This window comes from Plantactinospora sp. KLBMP9567 (assembly GCF_033446045.1).
Taxonomy (GTDB): Bacteria; Actinomycetota; Actinomycetes; order Mycobacteriales; family Micromonosporaceae; genus Plantactinospora.
Window position 1 is genome coordinate 165,132 of record NZ_JAWQRR010000034.1, and the last position, 18,338, is coordinate 183,469.

15 protein-coding genes and 1 riboswitch are annotated in these 18,338 nt (G+C 72.4%); of the genes, 6 read left to right on the top strand and 9 right to left on the bottom strand.

The window, feature by feature from the left end; all coding sequences use genetic code 11:
• Positions 1 to 113: 113 nt before the first annotated feature.
• Positions 114 to 1,154, bottom strand: a complete 1,041-nt coding sequence (locus R6Y94_RS25975; RefSeq protein ID WP_318398464.1) for a C40 family peptidase — start codon at positions 1,152 to 1,154, stop codon at positions 114 to 116.
• 12 nt (positions 1,155 to 1,166) lie between these two features.
• Positions 1,167 to 1,307: riboswitch (cyclic di-AMP (ydaO/yuaA leader) on the bottom strand.
• Between the two features lie 295 nt (positions 1,308 to 1,602).
• On the opposite strand from R6Y94_RS25975, the gene R6Y94_RS25980 reads away from it, so the two are divergent.
• Entirely contained in the window at positions 1,603 to 3,588 is a 1,986-nt protein-coding gene (locus R6Y94_RS25980) for a peptidoglycan recognition family protein (RefSeq protein ID WP_318398465.1), read from the top strand.
• On the opposite strand, the gene R6Y94_RS25985 is transcribed toward R6Y94_RS25980, so the two are convergent.
• From R6Y94_RS25985 to R6Y94_RS25995, 3 genes are all read right to left on the bottom strand, one after another.
• Positions 3,585 to 4,640, bottom strand: a complete 1,056-nt coding sequence (locus R6Y94_RS25985) for a hemolysin family protein (protein ID WP_318398466.1) — start codon at positions 4,638 to 4,640, stop codon at positions 3,585 to 3,587. The two genes, R6Y94_RS25980 and R6Y94_RS25985, sit on opposite strands and share 4 nt — an antisense overlap.
• The gene (locus tag R6Y94_RS25990) at positions 4,637 to 5,983 is read right to left on the bottom strand and encodes a hemolysin family protein (protein ID WP_318398467.1); all 1,347 of its coding nucleotides are present in this window, start codon (positions 5,981 to 5,983) and stop codon (positions 4,637 to 4,639) included. Before R6Y94_RS25990 ends, R6Y94_RS25985 begins: the two co-directional genes overlap by 4 nt.
• A 146-nt stretch (positions 5,984 to 6,129) precedes the next feature.
• A complete protein-coding gene (locus tag R6Y94_RS25995) occupies positions 6,130 to 6,852 on the bottom strand; it encodes a hypothetical protein (protein ID WP_318398468.1) in 723 nt (240 codons plus the stop codon).
• Positions 6,853 to 7,053: 201 nt separating this feature from the next.
• On the opposite strand from R6Y94_RS25995, the gene R6Y94_RS26000 reads away from it, so the two are divergent.
• Positions 7,054 to 7,722, top strand: coding sequence for a DedA family protein (locus R6Y94_RS26000; RefSeq protein ID WP_412102877.1), 669 nt, complete (start codon positions 7,054 to 7,056; stop codon positions 7,720 to 7,722).
• Positions 7,723 to 7,769: 47 nt separating this feature from the next.
• Here the strand turns inward: R6Y94_RS26000 and R6Y94_RS26005 are convergent, their stop codons facing one another.
• The 4 genes from R6Y94_RS26005 to R6Y94_RS26020 form a co-directional block, all read right to left on the bottom strand.
• Positions 7,770 to 8,414 carry a response regulator transcription factor gene (locus R6Y94_RS26005; RefSeq protein WP_318398469.1) on the bottom strand — a complete coding sequence of 215 codons (645 nt, stop codon included), beginning with the start codon at positions 8,412 to 8,414 and terminating at the stop codon, positions 7,770 to 7,772.
• Complete coding sequence (locus R6Y94_RS26010) at positions 8,405 to 9,622, bottom strand: sensor histidine kinase (RefSeq protein WP_318398470.1); 1,218 nt, start codon at positions 9,620 to 9,622, stop codon at positions 8,405 to 8,407. Before R6Y94_RS26010 ends, R6Y94_RS26005 begins: the two co-directional genes overlap by 10 nt.
• 66 nt (positions 9,623 to 9,688) lie before the next feature.
• Complete coding sequence (locus R6Y94_RS26015; RefSeq protein ID WP_318398471.1) at positions 9,689 to 11,890, bottom strand: (Fe-S)-binding protein; 2,202 nt, start codon at positions 11,888 to 11,890, stop codon at positions 9,689 to 9,691.
• 330 nt (positions 11,891 to 12,220) lie between these two features.
• The gene (locus tag R6Y94_RS26020; RefSeq protein ID WP_318398472.1) at positions 12,221 to 12,484 is read right to left on the bottom strand and encodes a cell division protein CrgA; all 264 of its coding nucleotides are present in this window, start codon (positions 12,482 to 12,484) and stop codon (positions 12,221 to 12,223) included.
• Positions 12,485 to 12,709: 225 nt separating this feature from the next.
• Between R6Y94_RS26020 and R6Y94_RS26025 the strand changes: the two genes are divergently transcribed.
• From R6Y94_RS26025 to R6Y94_RS26040, 4 genes are read left to right on the top strand one after another with little or no spacing between them, the layout of a single operon-like run.
• A complete protein-coding gene (locus R6Y94_RS26025) occupies positions 12,710 to 13,519 on the top strand; it encodes a DUF881 domain-containing protein (RefSeq protein ID WP_318398473.1) in 810 nt (269 codons plus the stop codon).
• Entirely contained in the window at positions 13,516 to 15,420 is a 1,905-nt protein-coding gene (locus R6Y94_RS26030) for a class E sortase (protein WP_412102878.1), read from the top strand. The genes R6Y94_RS26025 and R6Y94_RS26030 overlap by 4 nt, the downstream gene beginning before the upstream one ends.
• 6 nt (positions 15,421 to 15,426) lie before the next feature.
• Positions 15,427 to 15,729, top strand: a complete 303-nt coding sequence (locus tag R6Y94_RS26035; protein ID WP_318398474.1) for a hypothetical protein — start codon at positions 15,427 to 15,429, stop codon at positions 15,727 to 15,729.
• 5 nt (positions 15,730 to 15,734) lie between these two features.
• Positions 15,735 to 16,385, top strand: coding sequence for an aminodeoxychorismate/anthranilate synthase component II (locus R6Y94_RS26040; protein WP_318398475.1), 651 nt, complete (start codon positions 15,735 to 15,737; stop codon positions 16,383 to 16,385).
• A 146-nt stretch (positions 16,386 to 16,531) separates the two neighbouring features.
• Here the strand turns inward: R6Y94_RS26040 and pknB are convergent, their stop codons facing one another.
• On the bottom strand, positions 16,532 to 18,325 hold the full coding sequence (gene pknB, locus R6Y94_RS26045) for a Stk1 family PASTA domain-containing Ser/Thr kinase (RefSeq protein WP_318398476.1): 1,794 nt from the start codon (positions 18,323 to 18,325) through the stop codon (positions 16,532 to 16,534).
• Positions 18,326 to 18,338 lie beyond the last annotated feature (13 nt).

Consider the following 18,338-nt stretch of genomic DNA (forward strand, 5'->3'; position numbering starts at 1 on the left):
AACGGCCCGGGCCGGGCCGGACGGGCAGCCGGGAACGCGAACAGAACCGAATGGCAGAACCCCCGCCGCACCTGCGCGACGGGGGTTCTGCCATTGACTCGGTCCGGGAGACGTCAGCCGGGTCTACCGAAGCTGTGGATCTCGCCGTCGTCCATCCGCTTCATCTTGATCGGTTCGCCGGCCCGGGAGGCGTGCACGATCCAGCCGTCGCCGACGTACATGCCGACGTGGCTGAGGTCGGCGTAGTAGAAGACCAGGTCACCGGGGCGTAGCGCGGAGCGGCTGATGCTGGCGGTCTGGCCGCGCTGGGCCCGGGCGTTGTGCGGCAGCGACACGCCGCCCTGGTTCCAGGCCGCCAGGGTCAGGCCGGAGCAGTCGTACGAGCCGGGACCTTCGGCACCCCACTTGTACGGCTTGCCGATCTGGGCACAGGCGAACTTGACCGCCTTGCCGGCCGCACCTCCAGGGTAGGTGGCCGGGCAGGGCGCGGGCCGCAGCGGGCCGGCCGAGCCGTTCCCGTACGCCTGGATCCGCAGCTTCTGCAACCGCTCGACCTCGGCGTCGATTTCCTTCTTCTTCGCCGCCAACTCTTTCTCGGTCTTGGTCAACTGGCTGACCAGCCGGTCCAGCGGAGCCTTCTGGGAGGCGTACTTGTCCTTGAGTTCGACGACCGCCTGCACCTCGCGCTGCTGCTGCCGCGCGAACTGGTCGAGCACCGAGAGCTGGCCGACCAGCGCGGTCGGCGACTTCGAGGTGAGCAGGGCGTTGACCGCCGAGGCCTTGTCACCCTTGTACGCCTGCACCGCGAAGTCGCTCACCCGGTTCATCGCGGCGTCGATCTGCGACTGGAGCGGGGCGATCTTCTTCTGCAGGGCGGCGGCCTGCTTCTTCTTCGCGGCCAGGTCCTGCCGGGTGGCGTTGTGCTTCTCGACGACCGGCTCCAGCTTGCGCCAGGCGGTGTCGATCTGCTGCTCGATCTCGGCCACCGTCGGTTCGGCGAGCGCCGGCGTCGTGCCGGTGAGCAACACCGCGGCGCTGGCCAGTGCGGTGAGCGCGATGGCGAGAATGGACCTTCGAGGGCGCGGTTTCGCGTTCCCGGCGTCGGTGGATGCCGACCGGAGGGATGGCGACCGCGACGGGGCAGGGGGAGCCACCGGGGTCCGTACTCCTTCTTCCGTAGCCCGCCTACCGGGTTAGCTGACGGGTTCGGGCGGGAAGATTGTCGCCCTACCGCGTGAGACGCGGATTCACCCCATGAAGCTCGGGTCCCCGGTTCGCTGAGTGTGACGATTCGGCGGTGTCGAGACGTCGCCGCCCGGCTAGGCGGCCTGCCGTCGGCTCGACGGTCCCCAACACTAGAGAAGGGTGTTATCCAAACGCAACCCCGTGATCTGAGTCGATTCGTTAGGTATCGGACCAGTCGCTGACGGTGGGAGCCACTGGGATTCTTCACGGTGGCGGAGCCCGCACTGGAGACGCCGAACACGCTGCGTGTCGGTGAAAGTTTTCTGCATAGCGACGAGCTTCCTCGGCAGGTATTGACGGGCACCGGTCCCGGGTGGAGGGTGATCTTCAGGCCCACCCCCGGCTCATGGAGGTTCGATGCTTCCCACCACACACCCGCTGAGCAGGAGAATCGCGATCGGAGCCGCGGTCGTCGGCGCCGCCGCGCTGCTGCCGGCCAGCCCCGCGCCAGCCACCGTCGCACTCCCCGACACCCGGCAACAGGAGTACGCCGCCGCGGCGGCCGAGTTCGGCGTACCCGAGAGCGTGCTGCTCGGCGTCTCCTATCTGGAATCCCGCTGGGACACGAATGCCGGCACGCCGAGCACCAGCGGCGGGTACGGCCCGATGCACCTGACCGACGTCGCCGGGCTGGCCGCCGAGCCGGAACACCCGGAGCACGGCGAGGACCGGCGCGGTGACCCGGCCCGGCCCGCCCGACCGGCGACCGGACCCGCCGGCCCGCACGTCGACCGGACCGGCGACACACCGCCCGGCGGGCAGACCCTGGACGCCGCCGCCGCGCTGACCGGGGTCGACGAGCACGTGCTCCGCGCCGAACCGGCAGCGAACATCCGGGGCGGGGCGGCGCTGCTGGCGTCGTACCAGCAGGCGCTGGCCGCGCCGACGGGCCGGGCCAGCGACCCGGCGACCTGGTACGGCGCGGTGGCCCGGTACGCCGGCAGCGACCGCGCGGACGCCGCGGCGGCCTTCGCCGACGAGGTGTACCGGACCCTCGCCGAGGGCGCCAGCCGGACCACGGACGACGGCCACCGGATCACCCTGCCCGGGAGGCCGGGGATCGCCCCGCAGCGCTCCTGGCTGGACCGGCTCGGCCTGCCCGGCACGCCCCGTCCGGACGGACTGGAATGCCCGCGCGACATCTCCTGCGAGTGGATCCCGGCCCCCTACCAGGCGCTCGGGGACGGCGACTACGGCAACCACGACCTCTCCGACCGGCCGGGCCGGCAGAAGATCGAGTACATCGTCATCCACGACACCGAGGGCAGCTACGACACCACCCTGCGGCTGGTGCAGGACCCCACCTACGTGAGCTGGCAGTACACGCTCCGCTCGGCGGACGGGCACATCGCGCAGCACGTAAAGGGCAAGGACGTGGCCTGGCACGCCGGCAACTGGTACGTCAACGCCAAGGCGATCGGCCTCGAACACGAGGGCTTCGCCGCCCAGGGCACCTGGTACACCGAGGCGATGTACCGGACCTCGGCCAAACTCGTCCGCTACCTCGCCGACCGGTACGACATCCCGCTCGACCGCGACCACGTCATCGGGCACGACAACGTCCCCGGCATCCTGCCGGCGAACGTGCGCGGCATGCACTGGGACCCGGGCCCGTACTGGGACTGGTCGCACTACTTCGATCTGCTCAAGGCGCCGTTCCGGGGCATCGGCCTGCCGGCCGCCGGCCTGGTCACCATCGACCCGGACTTCGCCACCAACCGGCCGGCCTTCACCGGCTGCGAGACCGCCGGGGTGCCCTGCCCGTCGCGCGGCTCCTCCTCGGTGATCCTGCGCAGCGCGCCGGCCGCCGACGCGCCACTGGTGAACGACATCGCGCTGCGCCCGGACGGCACCCCGAACACCATGCACATCTCCGACCACGGTGCCCGGGCCTCGGCCGGGCAGACGTACGCGCTCGCCGGCCGGCAGGGCGACTGGACGGCGATCTGGTATCTCGGGCAGAAGGCGTGGTTCCACAACCCGAGGAGCAACCCGGCCGCGAAGTGGGCGCTCGGGCTGGTCGCGACGCCGAAGCCGGGCCGGGCGACGATCCCGGTGTACGGCAGGGCGTACCCGGAACCGGACGCCTATCCGACCGGCGTACCGGTGCAGGCGGTCACGCCGTTGCAGTACACCCTCGCCGCCGGGCAGCGGTACGCCGTCGGCAACGTACTGCCCAGCGAGTACTACCGGACCGCCACCTTCGACGGCTCGTCACCCGGTGACTGGACGGTGATCCGGGGCGACCTGAGGTACGTCCAGATCCAGTTCGGTCACCGGATCATGTTCGTCAACGCCGACGACGTACGACTGTTGCCGTCGCCGATCGGCGCGCCGCGCTAGACCTGGCCGGCGACCGGCGCGGGTGGTGCACCGGTGCCGGTGGGGTCCGTGGCCGTCCCGACGACGGCGGTGAGCACGTCGTCCAGGGTAACCACCCCCATCGGCACCCGCCCGTCGCTGACCAGCACCATGTGCCGGCGCTCCCGGCGCATCGACAGCAGCAGGTCGGCCAGGCTCCGGTCCGGCGGCACCACGGCCAGCGGCCGGAGCAGCTCCGTCGGGACCGGCGCCCGGCGGGCGGCACCGGAGTACCCGAGGACGTCCTTGACGTGCACGAAGCCCAGCACCCGGCGGGTGGCCCGCTGCACCACCGGGAACCGGGACCGGCCGGTGCGGGTCGCCAGCACCTCCAGGGAGGCCGGGGAGACGTCCTCGGCCACGGTGGTGACCGTGGCCCAGGGCCGCAGCGCGTCTGCGGCGGTACGCCGGTTCAGCGCCAGTGCGCCGGTGATCCGGGCATGCTCCTCCGAGCCGAGCAACCCCTCTGTCCGCGCCTGCGAGACCAGCCCGGCCAACTCCTCGGCGGTGAAGACCGTTTTCACCGCGTCGGTCGCCTCGATCCGCCACAGCCGCAGGATCCGCGCCGACGTCCACTTCATCGCCAGCAGCAGCGGCTTGGTCGCCACGCAGAACGCCAGCATCGCCGGCCCGAGCCAGAGCGCGGACGGCTCCGGCCCGGCCAGCGTGATGTTCTTCGGCACCATCTCGCCGATCACGGTGTGCAGGAAGACCACCACGCCGAGCGCGATCACGAAGGCGATCGGATGTACCGCGCGGTCCGGCAGCCCGAGGTCGTGGAACGGCTCCTCCAGCAGGTGCGCCAGGGCCGGCTCGGCGATGGCGCCGAGCCCGAGCGAGCAGATGGTGATGCCGAGCTGGGCACCCGCGATCATCAGGGGGATCTGGTTCATCGCCGACAGCGCCCACCGGGCCCGCTGCGACCCGGCCGCCAGCGGCTCGATCACGGTACGCCGGGACGCGATCAGCGCGAACTCGCTGCCCACGAAGAAGGCGTTGCCGAGCAGCAGCCCGAGGGTGATCAGCAGGTTCACCCGGCGGCCTCCTCGGGCCGGACCACCCGGACCTGCTCGATCCGGTGCCGGACCACCTCGACCACGGTGAACTCGAAGCCCTGCTCCTCGACGGTCTCACCGGCCACCGGGATGTGGCCGAGCCGGGCCAGCAGGAACCCGGCCAGCGTCTCGTACGGGCCCTCGGGCAGCCGGAAGCCGACCTGCTCGACCAGCTCGTCCTCGCGCAGCACCCCGTCGACCAGCACGGCGCGTTCCCCGCCCGGCACCGTCAACTCGACCGGGCGGGACTCGGCGGCGTCCGGGGTGGACTCGGCCGCGCCCGCGGTGAACTCCTCGGCGACCGGGTCGAACTCGTCGGCGATCTCCCCGACCAGCTCCTCGACCAGGTCCTCGACGGTCACCACCCCGTCGGTGCCGCCGTACTCGTCGACCACGATCGCCAGGTCCGCGCCGGCCGAGCGGAGCGCCGCGAGTACGCCGTCCAGGTCCAGGCTCTCCGGCACGTACACCGGCTCGCGGGCCACCGCGGCCACCGGGGTGCGGGCCCGGCGGTGGGGTGGTACGCCCAGCGCGTCGACGACCCCGGCCACCCCGGTGACCAGGTCGACGGTCTCCTCGTAGACGGGGAAGCGGGTCCGGCCGGTCTGCTGGGCCAGGGCCAGCAGCTCGGCGACGGAGGCGGTGGCCCGCAGCGCGACCACGTCGACCCGGGGCGTCATCGCCTCGGCGGCCCGCTTGTCGCCGAACCGGATCGTCCGTTGCAGCAGCATCGCGGTCTCCCGGGGCAGCGCTCCGGCTCGCGCGGAGATCGCCGCCAGCAGGCCGAGTTCCTCGGGGGAGCGGGCGCTGGCCAGCTCCTCCTGCGGTTCGACGCCGAGCCGGCGGACCAGCCAGTTCGCCGAGTTGTTCAGGCCCCGGATCAGCCAGCCGAAGATCCGGGAGAATGTCCGCATCGGCCCGGCGGTGGCCAGCGCGGCCGGCATCGGCCGGGCCAGCGCGGCGTTCTTCGGCACCAGCTCGCCGAAGAGCATCGACAGCAGCGTCGCCAGGGCCAGCGCGAGCAGCGGGGTGACCCGCCCGGTGGCGTCCCCGGCGACCGGACGCAGCAGCGGTGTGAAGAGCTTCGCCAGCGCCGGCTCGGCGAGATAGCCGGTGAGCAGGGCGGTGATGGTGATGCCGAGCTGCGCGCCGGAGAGCTGGAAGGAGAGTTCCCGCAGCGCCTTGCGGACCGTGCCGGCCCGCCGGTCGCCGCCGGCCACCCGCCGGTCGAGTGCCGCCCGGTCGACGGTGACCAGGGCGAACTCGGCCGCGACGAAGAAGGCGTTGCCACCGGTCAACAGGACGAAGCCGACCAGCGGCAACAGGGTGGTGAGGAGTAGGGCGTCGATGATCCGTTCACCTCGACCGTGGTTGCGTCCGGCCCGCGATTATCGAGCACAGTACCGGCCCGACCAGGCGTCGGCTGCCCGGTGGCCACGGTGCGCGGGGCGGCGTGCCCCGGGGTGGCTCAGCGCCGCAGGCAGCGCCAGCCGAACGGGTCCCGGCCCTCCGGGTTCTCCGCGAACGCGCCGTCGCCGTAGGTGTCCCGGCAGGCCCGGTCGATGTCGACGGTGCGGGAGGGGAGCAGCAGCCGCTCGCACTCCCAGCCGCCGTCGTCACGGGTGTCCGACCAGCTCACCCCGCCGACGTGCTCGTCGCAGTAGCGATCCATCATCCGGGCCAGTTCGTCCCGGCCGTCCGGGCCGAGCAGCACGGGCTGCGGGGGCGGCGGCGGGGCGGCCGGCGGCGGGCTGGTGGTCACGGGTGGCGTCGGCGCCGCCGCGCCCTGAAGCGGTGGCCGCGACGAGCTCGACGGTGCCGGTGGGGTCGGCGCGGGAGCACCGGTGGCCCGGGACGTCGGGCTCGGGGTCGCCGTCGGGGTCGTCGCGGGCGTACTCGTCGGCAGGACGTCGTCCGGGGTCGGGTACGCCGGCGCTGTCGGCTCCGGCGCCGGCGGGCTGGCCACCGCCGCCGGTACGCCGACCCCCGGCTCGGTGCCGCCACCCCAGCCCATCGTCCGGAGCGTCTCCGCGCCGAACGGGACGGCCAGGAGCAGCAGCCCGACCCCGAGCCCCACCGTGGAGATCACCCGGAGCCGGCGTCCCGACCGGTCGCGCCGGTCGACCGACCCGGCCTTCCGGTGCCGTCCGCTCGACTCCGTTGCCATCCGGTGTGGTGCGCTTTCCGCCACGCGGCGCCCGCCTCCTCGCGGTCCTGGGGCCGCCGTCGGCCCACCATCGCCTGGTTCGGGACCGCCGTCGGCGGTCCGGCATCGACAGGTACGAACGAGCGCCGTGTGTGGTTCACCGCAGTGCGTGACTGTGGTGACCGGCAGGCGATCGGGCGCCCCTCCACAGGGTTCGGACAGGTGGCACCGGCTAGCGTCGAATTCATGATCGATGATACGGCTCCGCTGGCCGCCGAACCCACCCCGCTGAGCGGGATCGCCGAGTGGGCGACCGACCTGATGGACACGCTCGGTGCCCCCGGAGCGGGCCTGGCGGTGGCGCTGGAGAACCTCTTCCCGCCGCTGCCCAGCGAGATCATTCTGCCGCTGGCCGGCTTCGCCGCCAGCCGGGGCGAGATGAGCCTCGGGTCGGCGATCTTCTGGACCACCCTCGGTTCGGTGGTCGGCGCGCTGGCGCTCTACTACGTCGGCGCGCTGCTCGGCCGGGAGCGTACCCGGGCGATCGCCGCCCGGTTGCCGCTGGTCAAGCTCGCCGACGTGGACCGCACGGAGGCGTGGTTCGTCCGGCACGGAGTCAAGACGGTCTTCCTCGGCCGGATGATTCCGATCTTCCGCAGCCTGATCTCGATCCCGGCCGGCATCGAACGGATGCGGCTGGGGACCTTCCTGCTCTGCACCGCCCTCGGCAGCCTGATCTGGAACACCGTCTTCGTGCTGGCCGGCTATCTGCTCGGCGAGAACTGGCACCGGGTCGAGGAGTACGCCAGCCTGTTCCAGAAGGTGGTGATCGCGCTGGTGGCGCTCGCGGTCGGCTGGTTCGTGCTCTCCCGGCTGGCCCGCCGCGCCCGGCCCCGCAGCCGCCACCGGATGTGACCCGCCGGTCCCGGGCCGTCCACGGCGGCGGCCCGGTCCGGCCCCGGTCAGCCACCGAGATAGCGGAGCACCGCGAGCACCCGCCGGCTGTACCCGGTGACGTGCGCGAGGTCGAGCTTGTCGAAGATGGCGTTCACGTGCTTCTCGACCGCGCTCTGCGAGACGTGTAGCTGCGCCGCGATCGTGGCGTTGGTGTGCCCCTGCGCCATGTGGTCGAGCACCGCCCGCTCCCGTACGGTCAACCGGCTCAGCGGCTCGGTGTGACTGGTCCGGGCCAGCAGTTGGCGTACCACCTCCGGATCGAAGGCGGCTGCGCCGTCGCCCACCCGGGCCAGCGCGTCGAGGAACTCGCCGACCTGGGCCACCCGGTCCTTCAGCAGGTATCCGACCCCGCCGCTCTGGCTGGTCAGCAGCTCGACGGCGTAACGCTTCTCGACGTACTGGGAGAGCACCAGGACCCCGACGGCGGGCCAGCGGCGGCGGATCTCCAGCGCGGCGCGCAGCCCCTCGTCGGTGTGGGTCGGCGGCATCCGCACGTCGACCACCACCGCGTCGGGTGGGTCCGCCGCGATGGCCGCGACCAGGGCGCCCGCGTCCCCTACCGCGGCGGTTACCTGGTGCCCTTCCTCGGCCAGCAGCCGGACCAGCCCCTCCCGGAGCAGGATCGAGTCCTCGGCCAACATCACTCGCATGGCAGCTCCGCGACGACGGTGGTGGGGCCGCCGGTCGGGCTCTGCACCCGGAAGCGGCCGTCCAGGGCGGCGACCCGGCGGGCCAGCCCGGAGAGCCCGACGCCGGCCGGGTCGGCACCGCCGACGCCGTCGTCGACGACCGTCACGACCAGCCGGCCGTCCCGGACCACGACCTCGACGTCGACCCGGCTGGCCCGGGCGTGCTTGGCGGCGTTCGTCACCGCCTCCGAAACCACGAAGTACGCGGCCGTCTCGACCGCCCGCGCCGGGCGCCCGGTCAGCCGGTGGTCGATCCGTACCGGCAGCCCGGCATGCTCGGCGACCCGGGCCAGCGCGTCGGCCAGCCCCAGGTTGTCCAGCGCGGTCGGATAGACCCGCCAGGCCACCTCGCGGAGGTCGTCGAGGACCCGGCCCGACTCCTCGTGCGCCTGGCGCAGCAGTTCCGCCGCCTTGGCCGGGTCGGCGGTACGGCGGGCCCGGCCGACCAGCATGCCGAGCGCGACCAGCCGCTGCTGTACGCCGTCGTGCAGGTCCCGCTCGATCCGCCGCCGCTCCGCGTCGACCGCCGCCACCACCCCGGCCCGGCTGGTGGCCAGCTCGGTGATCCGGCGTTCGAGCACCTCCCGGCCGCTCGGCCCGAGGAACCGCCGGGCCGCCCGACGGTCGAGCGCGACCACGCCGGTGGCGCCCTGCACCACCAGGAAGAGGCCGACCAGTCCGAGTACGAGCTGCGCCAGGAAGGTCAGCAGGGTGCTCTCACCGTGTACCGCCTCCCAGATCCAGACCCCGCCGGAGAGCACACCCCAGCCGAAGAGCAGCAGTACGAAGCCGCCGAGCATGCCGACCGCCCAGCGCACGGCGAGATAGCGTACGGCCCGGCGACCGGTGTAGTCGGCCGCGCTCTCGCTGCCCAGGAACGTCGCCAGCCGCCACCGTTCGACCTCGGCCAACTGGCGGGCGCCGGTCTCGATCCGCTCGACGATCCGCTCCGCCGCCGTCCGGCGGGACTCGGCCCGTACCCAGAGCACCAGCAGGATCGACCCGAGCCCGAGCAGGTAGGTCAGCTCCACCGTCGCGGTCACGGCGCCGATCAGCAGTCCGGCGCCGAGCCGCAGCGCGCGGCGGAGCAGACCGGGCAGGGTGCGGCCGGCGTCCCGCCGGGGCGCCGGTACGGCGTCCTCGGTCATGTGCTCCGGCCCGGCTGACACCTCTGGAGGCTACCGGTGTGGTTTTCCACAGATTCCTGGCTGGGGAGCCCGCCCGGCCCGGTGCGCTCAGCCGGCGGTGCCGGCCGGTTCCGGGTCGGCGGGGGCGGCCGGGGCGGCCGGTTTGACCGAGCGGAGCAGCACGGTGGCGACGTCGACCACCTCGACCCGGTCGCCGGCCTCCTTGCCGTTGACCCCGTCGTTCAGCATGGTCGAGCAGAACGGGCAACCGACCGCGACCGTCTTCGCCCCGGTCGACATCGCCTCCTCGACCCGGTCGACGTTGATCCGCTTGCCGATCCGCTCCTCCATCCACATCCGGGCGCCGCCGGCACCGCAGCAGAAGGAGCGCTCCTGGTTGCGCGGCATCTCGGTGATCCCGTCGGCCGCGGCCGCGCCGAGCACCTCGCGCGGCGGGGCGAAGACCCGGTTGTGCCGGCCCAGATAGCACGGGTCGTGATAGGTCAGCCCGCCGTCCACCGGCTGGACCGGGGTGAGCCGGCCCTCGGCGACCAGGTGGGCCAGCAACTGGGTGTGGTGCACGACCTCGAACTGGCCGCCGAGTTCGCCGTACTCGTTGCCGAGGGTGTTGAAGCAGTGCGGGCAGGTGGCGACGATCTTGCGCTTCGCCGGCTCGCGGTCGCCGAACGCCTCGTTGAGGGTCTCCACGTTCTGCTGGGCGAGCATCTGGAAGACGAATTCGTTGCCGATCCGCCTGGCCGGGTCGCCGGAGCAGGTCTCGCCCTCGCCGAGGATGGCGAAGTTCACCCCGGCGGAGTGCAGCAGGGTGGCCACCGCCCGGGTGGTCTTCTTGGCCCGGTCCTCGAAGGCTCCGGCGCAGCCGACCCAGAAGAGGTATTCGAAGTCGTCGACCTCGCCGACCCGGGGCACCTCGAAGTCGAGCCCCTTGGTCCAGTCTTCCCGGGTGTTCGGCGGGGCTCCCCACGGGTTGCCCTTGTTCTCCAGGTTGCGCAGCATCACGCCGGCCTCGGACGGGAAGCTCGACTCGATCAGCACCTGGTAGCGGCGCATGTCCACGATGTGGTCGACGTGTTCGATGTCGACCGGGCACTGCTCGACGCAGGCCCCGCAGGTGGTGCAGGACCAGAGCACGTCGGGGTCGATCACCCCGAGTTCCTCGGCGCCACCGATCAGCGGCCGGTTCGCCTCGGCCAGCGCCAGCACGTCGACGTGCGCCAACTGGGCCTCGGTCGCCTTCTCCTCACCGGTCAGGTCCTTGCCGCCGCCGGCCAGCAGGTACGGCGCCTTCGCGTACGCGTGGTCGCGCAGCGACAGCACCAGCAGCTTCGGCGAGAGCGGCTTGCCGGTGTTCCAGGCCGGGCACTGCGACTGGCACCGCCCGCACTCCGTGCAGGTGGTGAAGTCCAGCAGCCCCTTCCAGGTGAACTGCTCGACCTGGGCCACCCCGAACTGGTCTTTCTCCGGGTCGGCCTCCTCGAAGTCGAGCGGCTTGCCGTTGCTGGTCATCGGGCGCAGCGCGCCGAGCCCGGAGCCGGCCCGGCCTGGGTCGCGCTTGAAGAAGATGTTGGGGAACGCGGCGAACCGGTGCCAGGCGACACCCATGGTCACGTTCAGCGAGATGACGATGACCCAGGTCATCGAGATCGCGATCTTGACCAGGGCGGTGACGCTGGTGCCCGCGTCCCAGGCCGGCAGCAGCCCGCCGACCGCGTGGCTGACCGGGGTGGCCCAGGCCGGGAACTCGAAGTGGTCGGTGGCGACCTTGAAGCCCCGGATCAGGAACCCGCAGACCAGTACGGCCAGCACCACGGCCTCGACGAAGTAGCCCTGCCACATGGTCGAGCCGGTGAACCGGGACCGGCGGGCCGGGTTGCCCGGGCGGTTGCGCAGCCGGATACCGATCAGCACCAGGATTCCGACCACCCCGAGGATCCCGATCAGTTCGGTGACCAGGCCGTAGCCGACCCAGTGCCCGACCAGCGGCAGTCCGCCGGTCGGGGTGACCACCTCGAAGTACGCCTCCAGCACCAGCAGCGAGAGGACGACGAAGGCGACCATCACGAACCAGTGCGCGGCGCCCACCACGCTCCAGCGCAGCATCCGGGTGTGGCCGAGCGTCTCGACCAGCATGTTCCGGGCCCGGACGCCCCGGTCGGCGAACCGCCCCGGGTCGGGCTGGCCGAGCCGGATCACCGCGGTCATCCGCAGCACCGCGCGCGTCGCCAGCCACACCGCGACCGCGGTGATGCCGGCGGCAAGGATCGTGGTGACGATCTGGACGCTGCCCATGCCTGTTGGCCTCCCCGTCCTGCTGCCTGCCCTCGTCCGCCGCCCGGCCGGCGGTCCGTCGGCCGGCGGCGGCGATGTACGCAGCCTACGCGGCGAGGTTACTGGTTGGTAACGTGACTATCCTCGCAACGGTCGTCATAGCCGCTGGACGGTGCGAGGTACCCGCGGTGGACGACACGCTCCAGCTCTACTTCCTGTGCGCCCACCCGTCGCTGACGCCGTCGTCCGCGGACCCGGGTGGGGCCGTCGGGCGACCGGCGGACCGGTCGGTGCCGGCCGCCCGGCTCGTCGCGTGCCGGGACCGTCGGAGCGGGAAAACCCGGGCCGGGGTCAGCGCCAGCGGGAGAGCAGTCCGAGTGAACCGACCATCGCGCCGAAGCCGATGGCGAGGTTCCAGTACCGCCAGGTGGCGACGGGGTATTCCATGTCGGACAGGTAGAAGACCACCAGCCAGCCGATGCCGAAGACGATCAACCCGACCGCCGTGGCCGGTAACCAGACCGGGCTAGGCTTACGGGTCGCCGCGGTGGACGTGGGACGGACGTCCGTCGGCGGGGTGTACACCTTCTTCTTACGTATCTGAGACTTGGGCACGGCGCTCTCCTGAGGGGGTGGTGATCCTCGTCCGGCCTGACAACCGGACGCAAGGGCGACGGTCCATGGCCAATAATGTTCGACAGCTAGCGTAGTCGCGAGAACCCGTTCAGGCCACGGACCCGGGCATCTGGGTACGGACGGCTGAACGCCCGGATCGCCTCGGTAATTCCCGCGATTAGGACATAATTAGCATATTGGCATGATCGTGAGGGGGAAGGGCCCGTGGAGTACACCTCCGGCGTCGCGTCCTGGCGGAAGGTGCTCCGCCGCGCCGCCGCGGGGCTGCTGCCCCGGCGGTCGGCCGAGCGCCGCCCCGGGTGGTCGGTGGGCGTACCCCTGATCGCGCTCGCCGCCGGGCTGCTCTTCACCACCACGGCCACCACCGCCGGCGGCACCTCACTGCGCGAGGACCGTCGCCCGGAGCTCGCCCAGCTCATCGAGGACCGGCGCGAGCAGGTGGCCTCGGGCCAGGAGCGGGCCGCCGCGCTTCGCGACCAGGTGGAGAGCCAGACCGAGGCACTCGGCGGCTCCGACGGCCGGGTGGCGGCCCAGCGGGACCGGGCCACGGGCAGCCGGGAAGCGGCCGGATTCACCGCGCTGACCGGCCCGGGGATCTCCGTCGAACTCGACGACGCACCGCAGCAGAGCGACAGCAAGCTGCCGACCGACGCCCGCAACGACGATCTCGTGGTCCACCAGGGCGACGTGCAGGCCGTGGTCAACGCGCTCTGGGCCGGAGATGCCGAGGCCATGACCATCATGGGTGTCCGTGTCCTCTCCACCAGCGCGGTACGCTGCGTGGGGAACACCCTGCTCCTGCACGGCCGGGTGTACTCACCACCGTTCCGAATCACCGCCATCGGCGATCCCGCCGCACTACAGCGAGCACTCGCCGCGTCCGAGGGGGTCCGGTTGTTCAAGGACGCGGTCACCCATTACCACCTCGGATATCACGAGGCAGTGGAGCCCAGCGTGACGGTTCCCGCGTACGACGGTCCCGGCGGACTCCGGTCGGCCAAGGTTCCAGGGTGAGCCCGGTGACCGGCGACCCGAACTCCGCCCGCAACGGTCGGCACCGCGCACCCGACGGCGATGACCCGACCATGTACATCCCCCGGCTGCCGGAGGCCGACGAGCCGCCGCAGACCGACCGGGCAGCGCGTCCCTCCCGCCCGGAGCCGGGCGGCCGCCGCCTGCGGATCACCGTCGACCACGTCGTGGCGCCGCCGCCGGGCCGGGCGCCGCGCGCGCCCGAGCCGCCCCCGCCGGCCGCGCACGACACCATGGACCTGCCCTCGCACGGCACCATCGGGCCGCCCGCCGGCGACTCCGGCCGCTATCCGAGCGCCGATCCGGTCGGGCGCGGCCCATCCGGTCCGCCGGAGCCGCGTCCGGGAGAGCACGGCCACCCGGGCGAGCGCCGGGGTCCGGTCGAGAGCCACCGCCCGCAGCCGTACTCGCCGGTCGAGCCCGAGTTCCGGATCGCCGAGCCTCCGGCCGACCGCCGGGAATCGGCGCCGCCCGCCAGTCGGCGGGACACGACATCCGATCCCGAGCGCTGGCCGCCGGGACCGAGCACCGTCCCCGACCGTCGGGAGCCGCCATCGGCGGTCCGACCGGGCGCCTGGGAACCGTCCCCGGCCGCCGACCCCGACCGTTGGGAGCCGTCCCCCGGGGTCGACCTCGGCCACCGGGCCGCCGCGCCGGCCGCCCCGGACCCCTGGGCACCGCGGACGGCTTCCGCCGCCGCCCGACCGGCCCCCGGCGGTACGCCCGACCGGCTCGGCGCACCCGCGGAACCCGACGGGACCGGCCAGGTGGACGGAACCGTTCGCGTCCCCGGGACCGGTCTCGCCGAGGGAATCGGTGCGACCGGACAGGTCCCCGGAAGCGGTCGTACCGACAGCCCGACGACGCTCATCCCGACCGTCGCGCCACCGCCGGACCCGGAGACCACCGCGCCGATCCCGCCGACGCCGCACCGCGGCTCCGGAGCCGACGGCGCCACCACCGCCCTGCCGCAGGTCCGGCCCGCGACCACGCCCCGCCAGGCGGACATCGAGTCCACCGCACTGATCGGCGCGATCCCACCCCGTCCGGCGGCCGGCGACGGCGGCGACGGCGGCGGGGAGGGCGGGGAGGGCGGGGACGGCGACCAGCGGCCCCGGCGTGGCGAGCGGGTCGTCCGGCTCCGGCCGGAGCAGACCGGCGAGGCCTACAAGAGCGTCTACTCCGAGCTGACCCGGCCGTCGATCGGCTCCCGGATCCGCACCGGCATCCGGGCCACCGGCGAGGTGCTGATCACCTTCGGCCTGGTCGTCCTGCTCTTCGCGGCGTACGAGGTCTGGGGCAAGTCAACCATCGTCAACGCGCACCAGGACGATCTGGGCCAGCAGTTGGCCCAGCAGTGGGACGAGCCCGACCCGACGGTCGGCCCGACCCCCACCAGTACCCCGAAGCCGATCAAGCCGGTGCCGGGCAAGCCGATCGCCGGCCTCTACATACCGAAACTGGACAAGCACTGGGTGGTCGTCGAGGGCGTGACCCAGAAGGACATCCGGTACGCCCCCGGCCACTACCCGACCAGCGCCCTGCCCGGCCAGGTCGGCAACTTCTCGGTCGCCGGTCACCGGAACCGGGCCACCTTCTGGCGCCTGGACGAACTCGACGACGGCGACGCGATCGTGGTGGAGTCCAAGGACGCCTGGTTCGTCTACCACGTGTCACAGACCCGGATCGTCCGGCCGTCCCAGGTCGAGGTGGTCGCCCCGGTCCCCGGCAAGCCGGGTGCGAAGGCGACGAAGGCGATGTTGACCCTGACCACCTGCAACCCGAAGTTCGACAACTACCAGCGGTTGATCGTGCACGCCGAGCTGATCCGTACCGAACTGAAGGCGGTCGGCTCGCCCCGGCCACCGGAGTTGGACGGCTGACCGGCGATGTACGCATGGATCTGGCGCAAGCTGCCGTTCGGAGTTCCGGGCAAGCTGATCGGCTCGCTGCTGATCACCGCGGGTCTGCTCGCCCTGCTCTGGTACGTCGTCTTTCCGTGGGCCGAACCGCTGCTGCCGTTCGACGACGTCCAGGTGACCCAGGACAACGGAGTTCCCGGTGAGCCGGCCGGCGAGCCGGGAGTGGACGGCGAGGATCCGGGAGTCGACGGTGAGCCGTCCGGCGACGGGCACGAACTGCCGTACGACACCACCCGGAACAACACCCCGCCCCCGAGCCCGAGCAGGTAGGCCCGATGCGCGTCCTCGTGATCGACAACTACGACTCGTTCGTCTTCAACCTCGTGCAATATCTGGGCCAGCTCGGCGCTGACTGCGAGGTACGCCGCAACGACGAGATCGACCCCGCCGAGGTGGGCCGGCTCGACGTGGCCGGGGTGCTGCTCTCCCCCGGTCCCGGTACCCCGGACCGGGCCGGCGTCTGCCTCGACGTGATCCGCGAGTACGCCGGCAGGCTGCCGATCCTCGGCGTCTGCCTCGGCCACCAGGCCATCGGCGCCGCCTTCGGGGCGACCGTGGAGCGGGCACCCGAACTGCTGCACGGCAAGACGTCCGAGGTGCGGCACCGGGACGTGGGCGTACTGGCCGGGCTGCCGGACCCGTTCACTGCGACCCGGTACCACTCGCTCGCCGTACTGCCGGAGACCCTGCCGGCGGAGATCGAGGTCACCGGCTGGACCGAGTCGGGCGTGGTGATGGCGATCCGGCACCGTGACCTGCCGATCGAGGGCGTGCAGTTCCACCCCGAGTCGGTGCTGACCGAGGGTGGCCACCTGATGCTGGCCAACTGGCTCGCCGGTTGCGGCCTGCCCGCCGCACAGGACCGGGCTCCCGCGCTGGCTGCCGAGGTCGACGCCCGGCGCCGGGCCGCCTTCGTCACGGTCTGACGTCGCGGTCCGAGCCCAGCCGCCTTCGTCACAATCTTGGCGCTCGGCCACTGTTCGTCACGATCTGACGCCACCGACCGCCCCGGACCAATCGGTCTGGGGCGGTCGGCGTGCGAAACGCGGTCAGCCGGTCCGCTCTGCTGCGATCAGCGTGATTCCGGGCGGGTTACCGGCGGGAACAGTCCGCCCCCGCCGCCGTTGCCGGTGGTGGGCGTGGGGGTGGGGGTGGGCGGGGTCGGCTCGTCGTCCTCTTCCGGCACGCTCACGGTGATCGTCACGGTGGTGCCGGTCGCCTTCTTCTCCCCGCCCCGCGGGTTCTGCCCGGTCACCTCGCCGGCCTCGGCGGGCGGGACCGGGTCACCGTCGACGACCCTTACCTCGAAGCCGGCCTCCCTCAGCCGATCCCGGGCCTCGTCCTCCTGGAGCCCGGTGACCCGAGGCACCTCGACGACGTTGCCCCGGGAGACCTCGACGGTCACGGTGCTGCGCGGGGCGACCTTCTCACCCTCGTCAGGATCGACCTTGGTGACGATGCCCTTCGGTTCGGTGCTGTTCACGTCCTTGCGTTGCACGGTCAGCCCGAGGCCCTTGAGCTGGCCTTCGACCGCCTCGAACCGCCCGCCCACCAGGTTCGCCGGGATCGTCACGTTGGCGGGGCCGGCACAGACCCGGATCTCGACCTCGGTGCCCTGGTCGACCGTGGAGTTCGGCGGCCGGCTCTGCGAAGTGACCTCCCCCACCTCGCAGTCGTCACTGGTGTCCGCCGCGCCGAGCTTGGGGGTCAGCTTGGCCTGCCGGAGCGTGTTCTCGGCGGCCTCCTTGGTGCTGCCGATCACGTTCGGCACCTCGGCGGTGCTCGTGGTGCCGGGGTCGTCGTTGTTGAGCATCAGAGCGGCGACCAGGGCGATCACCGCGAGCACCCCGAGACCGCTGAGCGTGGCGATCACCCAGGCGGACGCCTTGCGGCGCCGGGCGTCGCCGACCCGGGCCGGCGGCATCGGCCGACCCCCGCCGGTCTGGATCGGCCGAGTGGTGGCGGTGTGCGACATCGCCATCGTCTCGTCCTCGCGCAGCACCGGGGTGGCCATCACCGGCCGGCCGGCCGCCGCGCGGAGCAGGTCGGCCCGCATCTCCGCCGCACTCTGGTAGCGGTTGAGCGGGTTCTTCGACAGCGCCTTGAGCACGATGGCGTCGATCGGCGGGGTGACGTCCGGGTTCAGGTCGCTCGGCGACGGCGGATCTTCCCGTACGTGCTGGTAGGCGACGCTGACCGGGCTGTCGCCCACGAACGGCGGATGACCGCAGAGGAGCTCGAACAGCACACAACCGGCGGCGTAGACGTCCGACCGGGCGTCCACCGCCTCGCCCCGGGCCTGCTCCGGGGAGAGGTACTGGGCCGTACCGATCACCGCGCTGGTCTGCGTCATCGTGGTGGCGCCGCTGGCCAGCGCCCGGGCGATGCCGAAGTCCATCACCTTGACCTGGCCGGTCTGGGTCATCATCACGTTGCCGGGCTTGATGTCCCGGTGGATGATGCCGTGCCGGTGGCTGAACTCCAGCGCCGCGCAGACGTCGGCGGTGATCTCCAGGGCCCGCCGGGGCATCAGCCGACCCTCGGCGGCGAGTACCTCCTTGAGCGTCCGGCCGTTGACGAACTCCATGACGATGAACGGCAGCGTCTCGCCGGTCGGCGCGATTTCCTCGCCGGTGTCGTAGACGGCGACGATCGCCGGGTGGTTCAGCGACGCGGCGTTCTGCGCCTCCCGCCGGAAACGCATCTGGAAGGTGTCGTCACGGGCCAGATCGGTACGAAGCATCTTGATCGCGACGTCGCGGCCGAGCCGGAGGTCGCGCCCACGGTGCACCTCGGCCATGCCGCCGTAACCGAGCAGCTCGCCGACCTGGTACCTGCCACCCAGCAGGCGGGCCTGCGCCGTCATCTCGTCTGTCGTC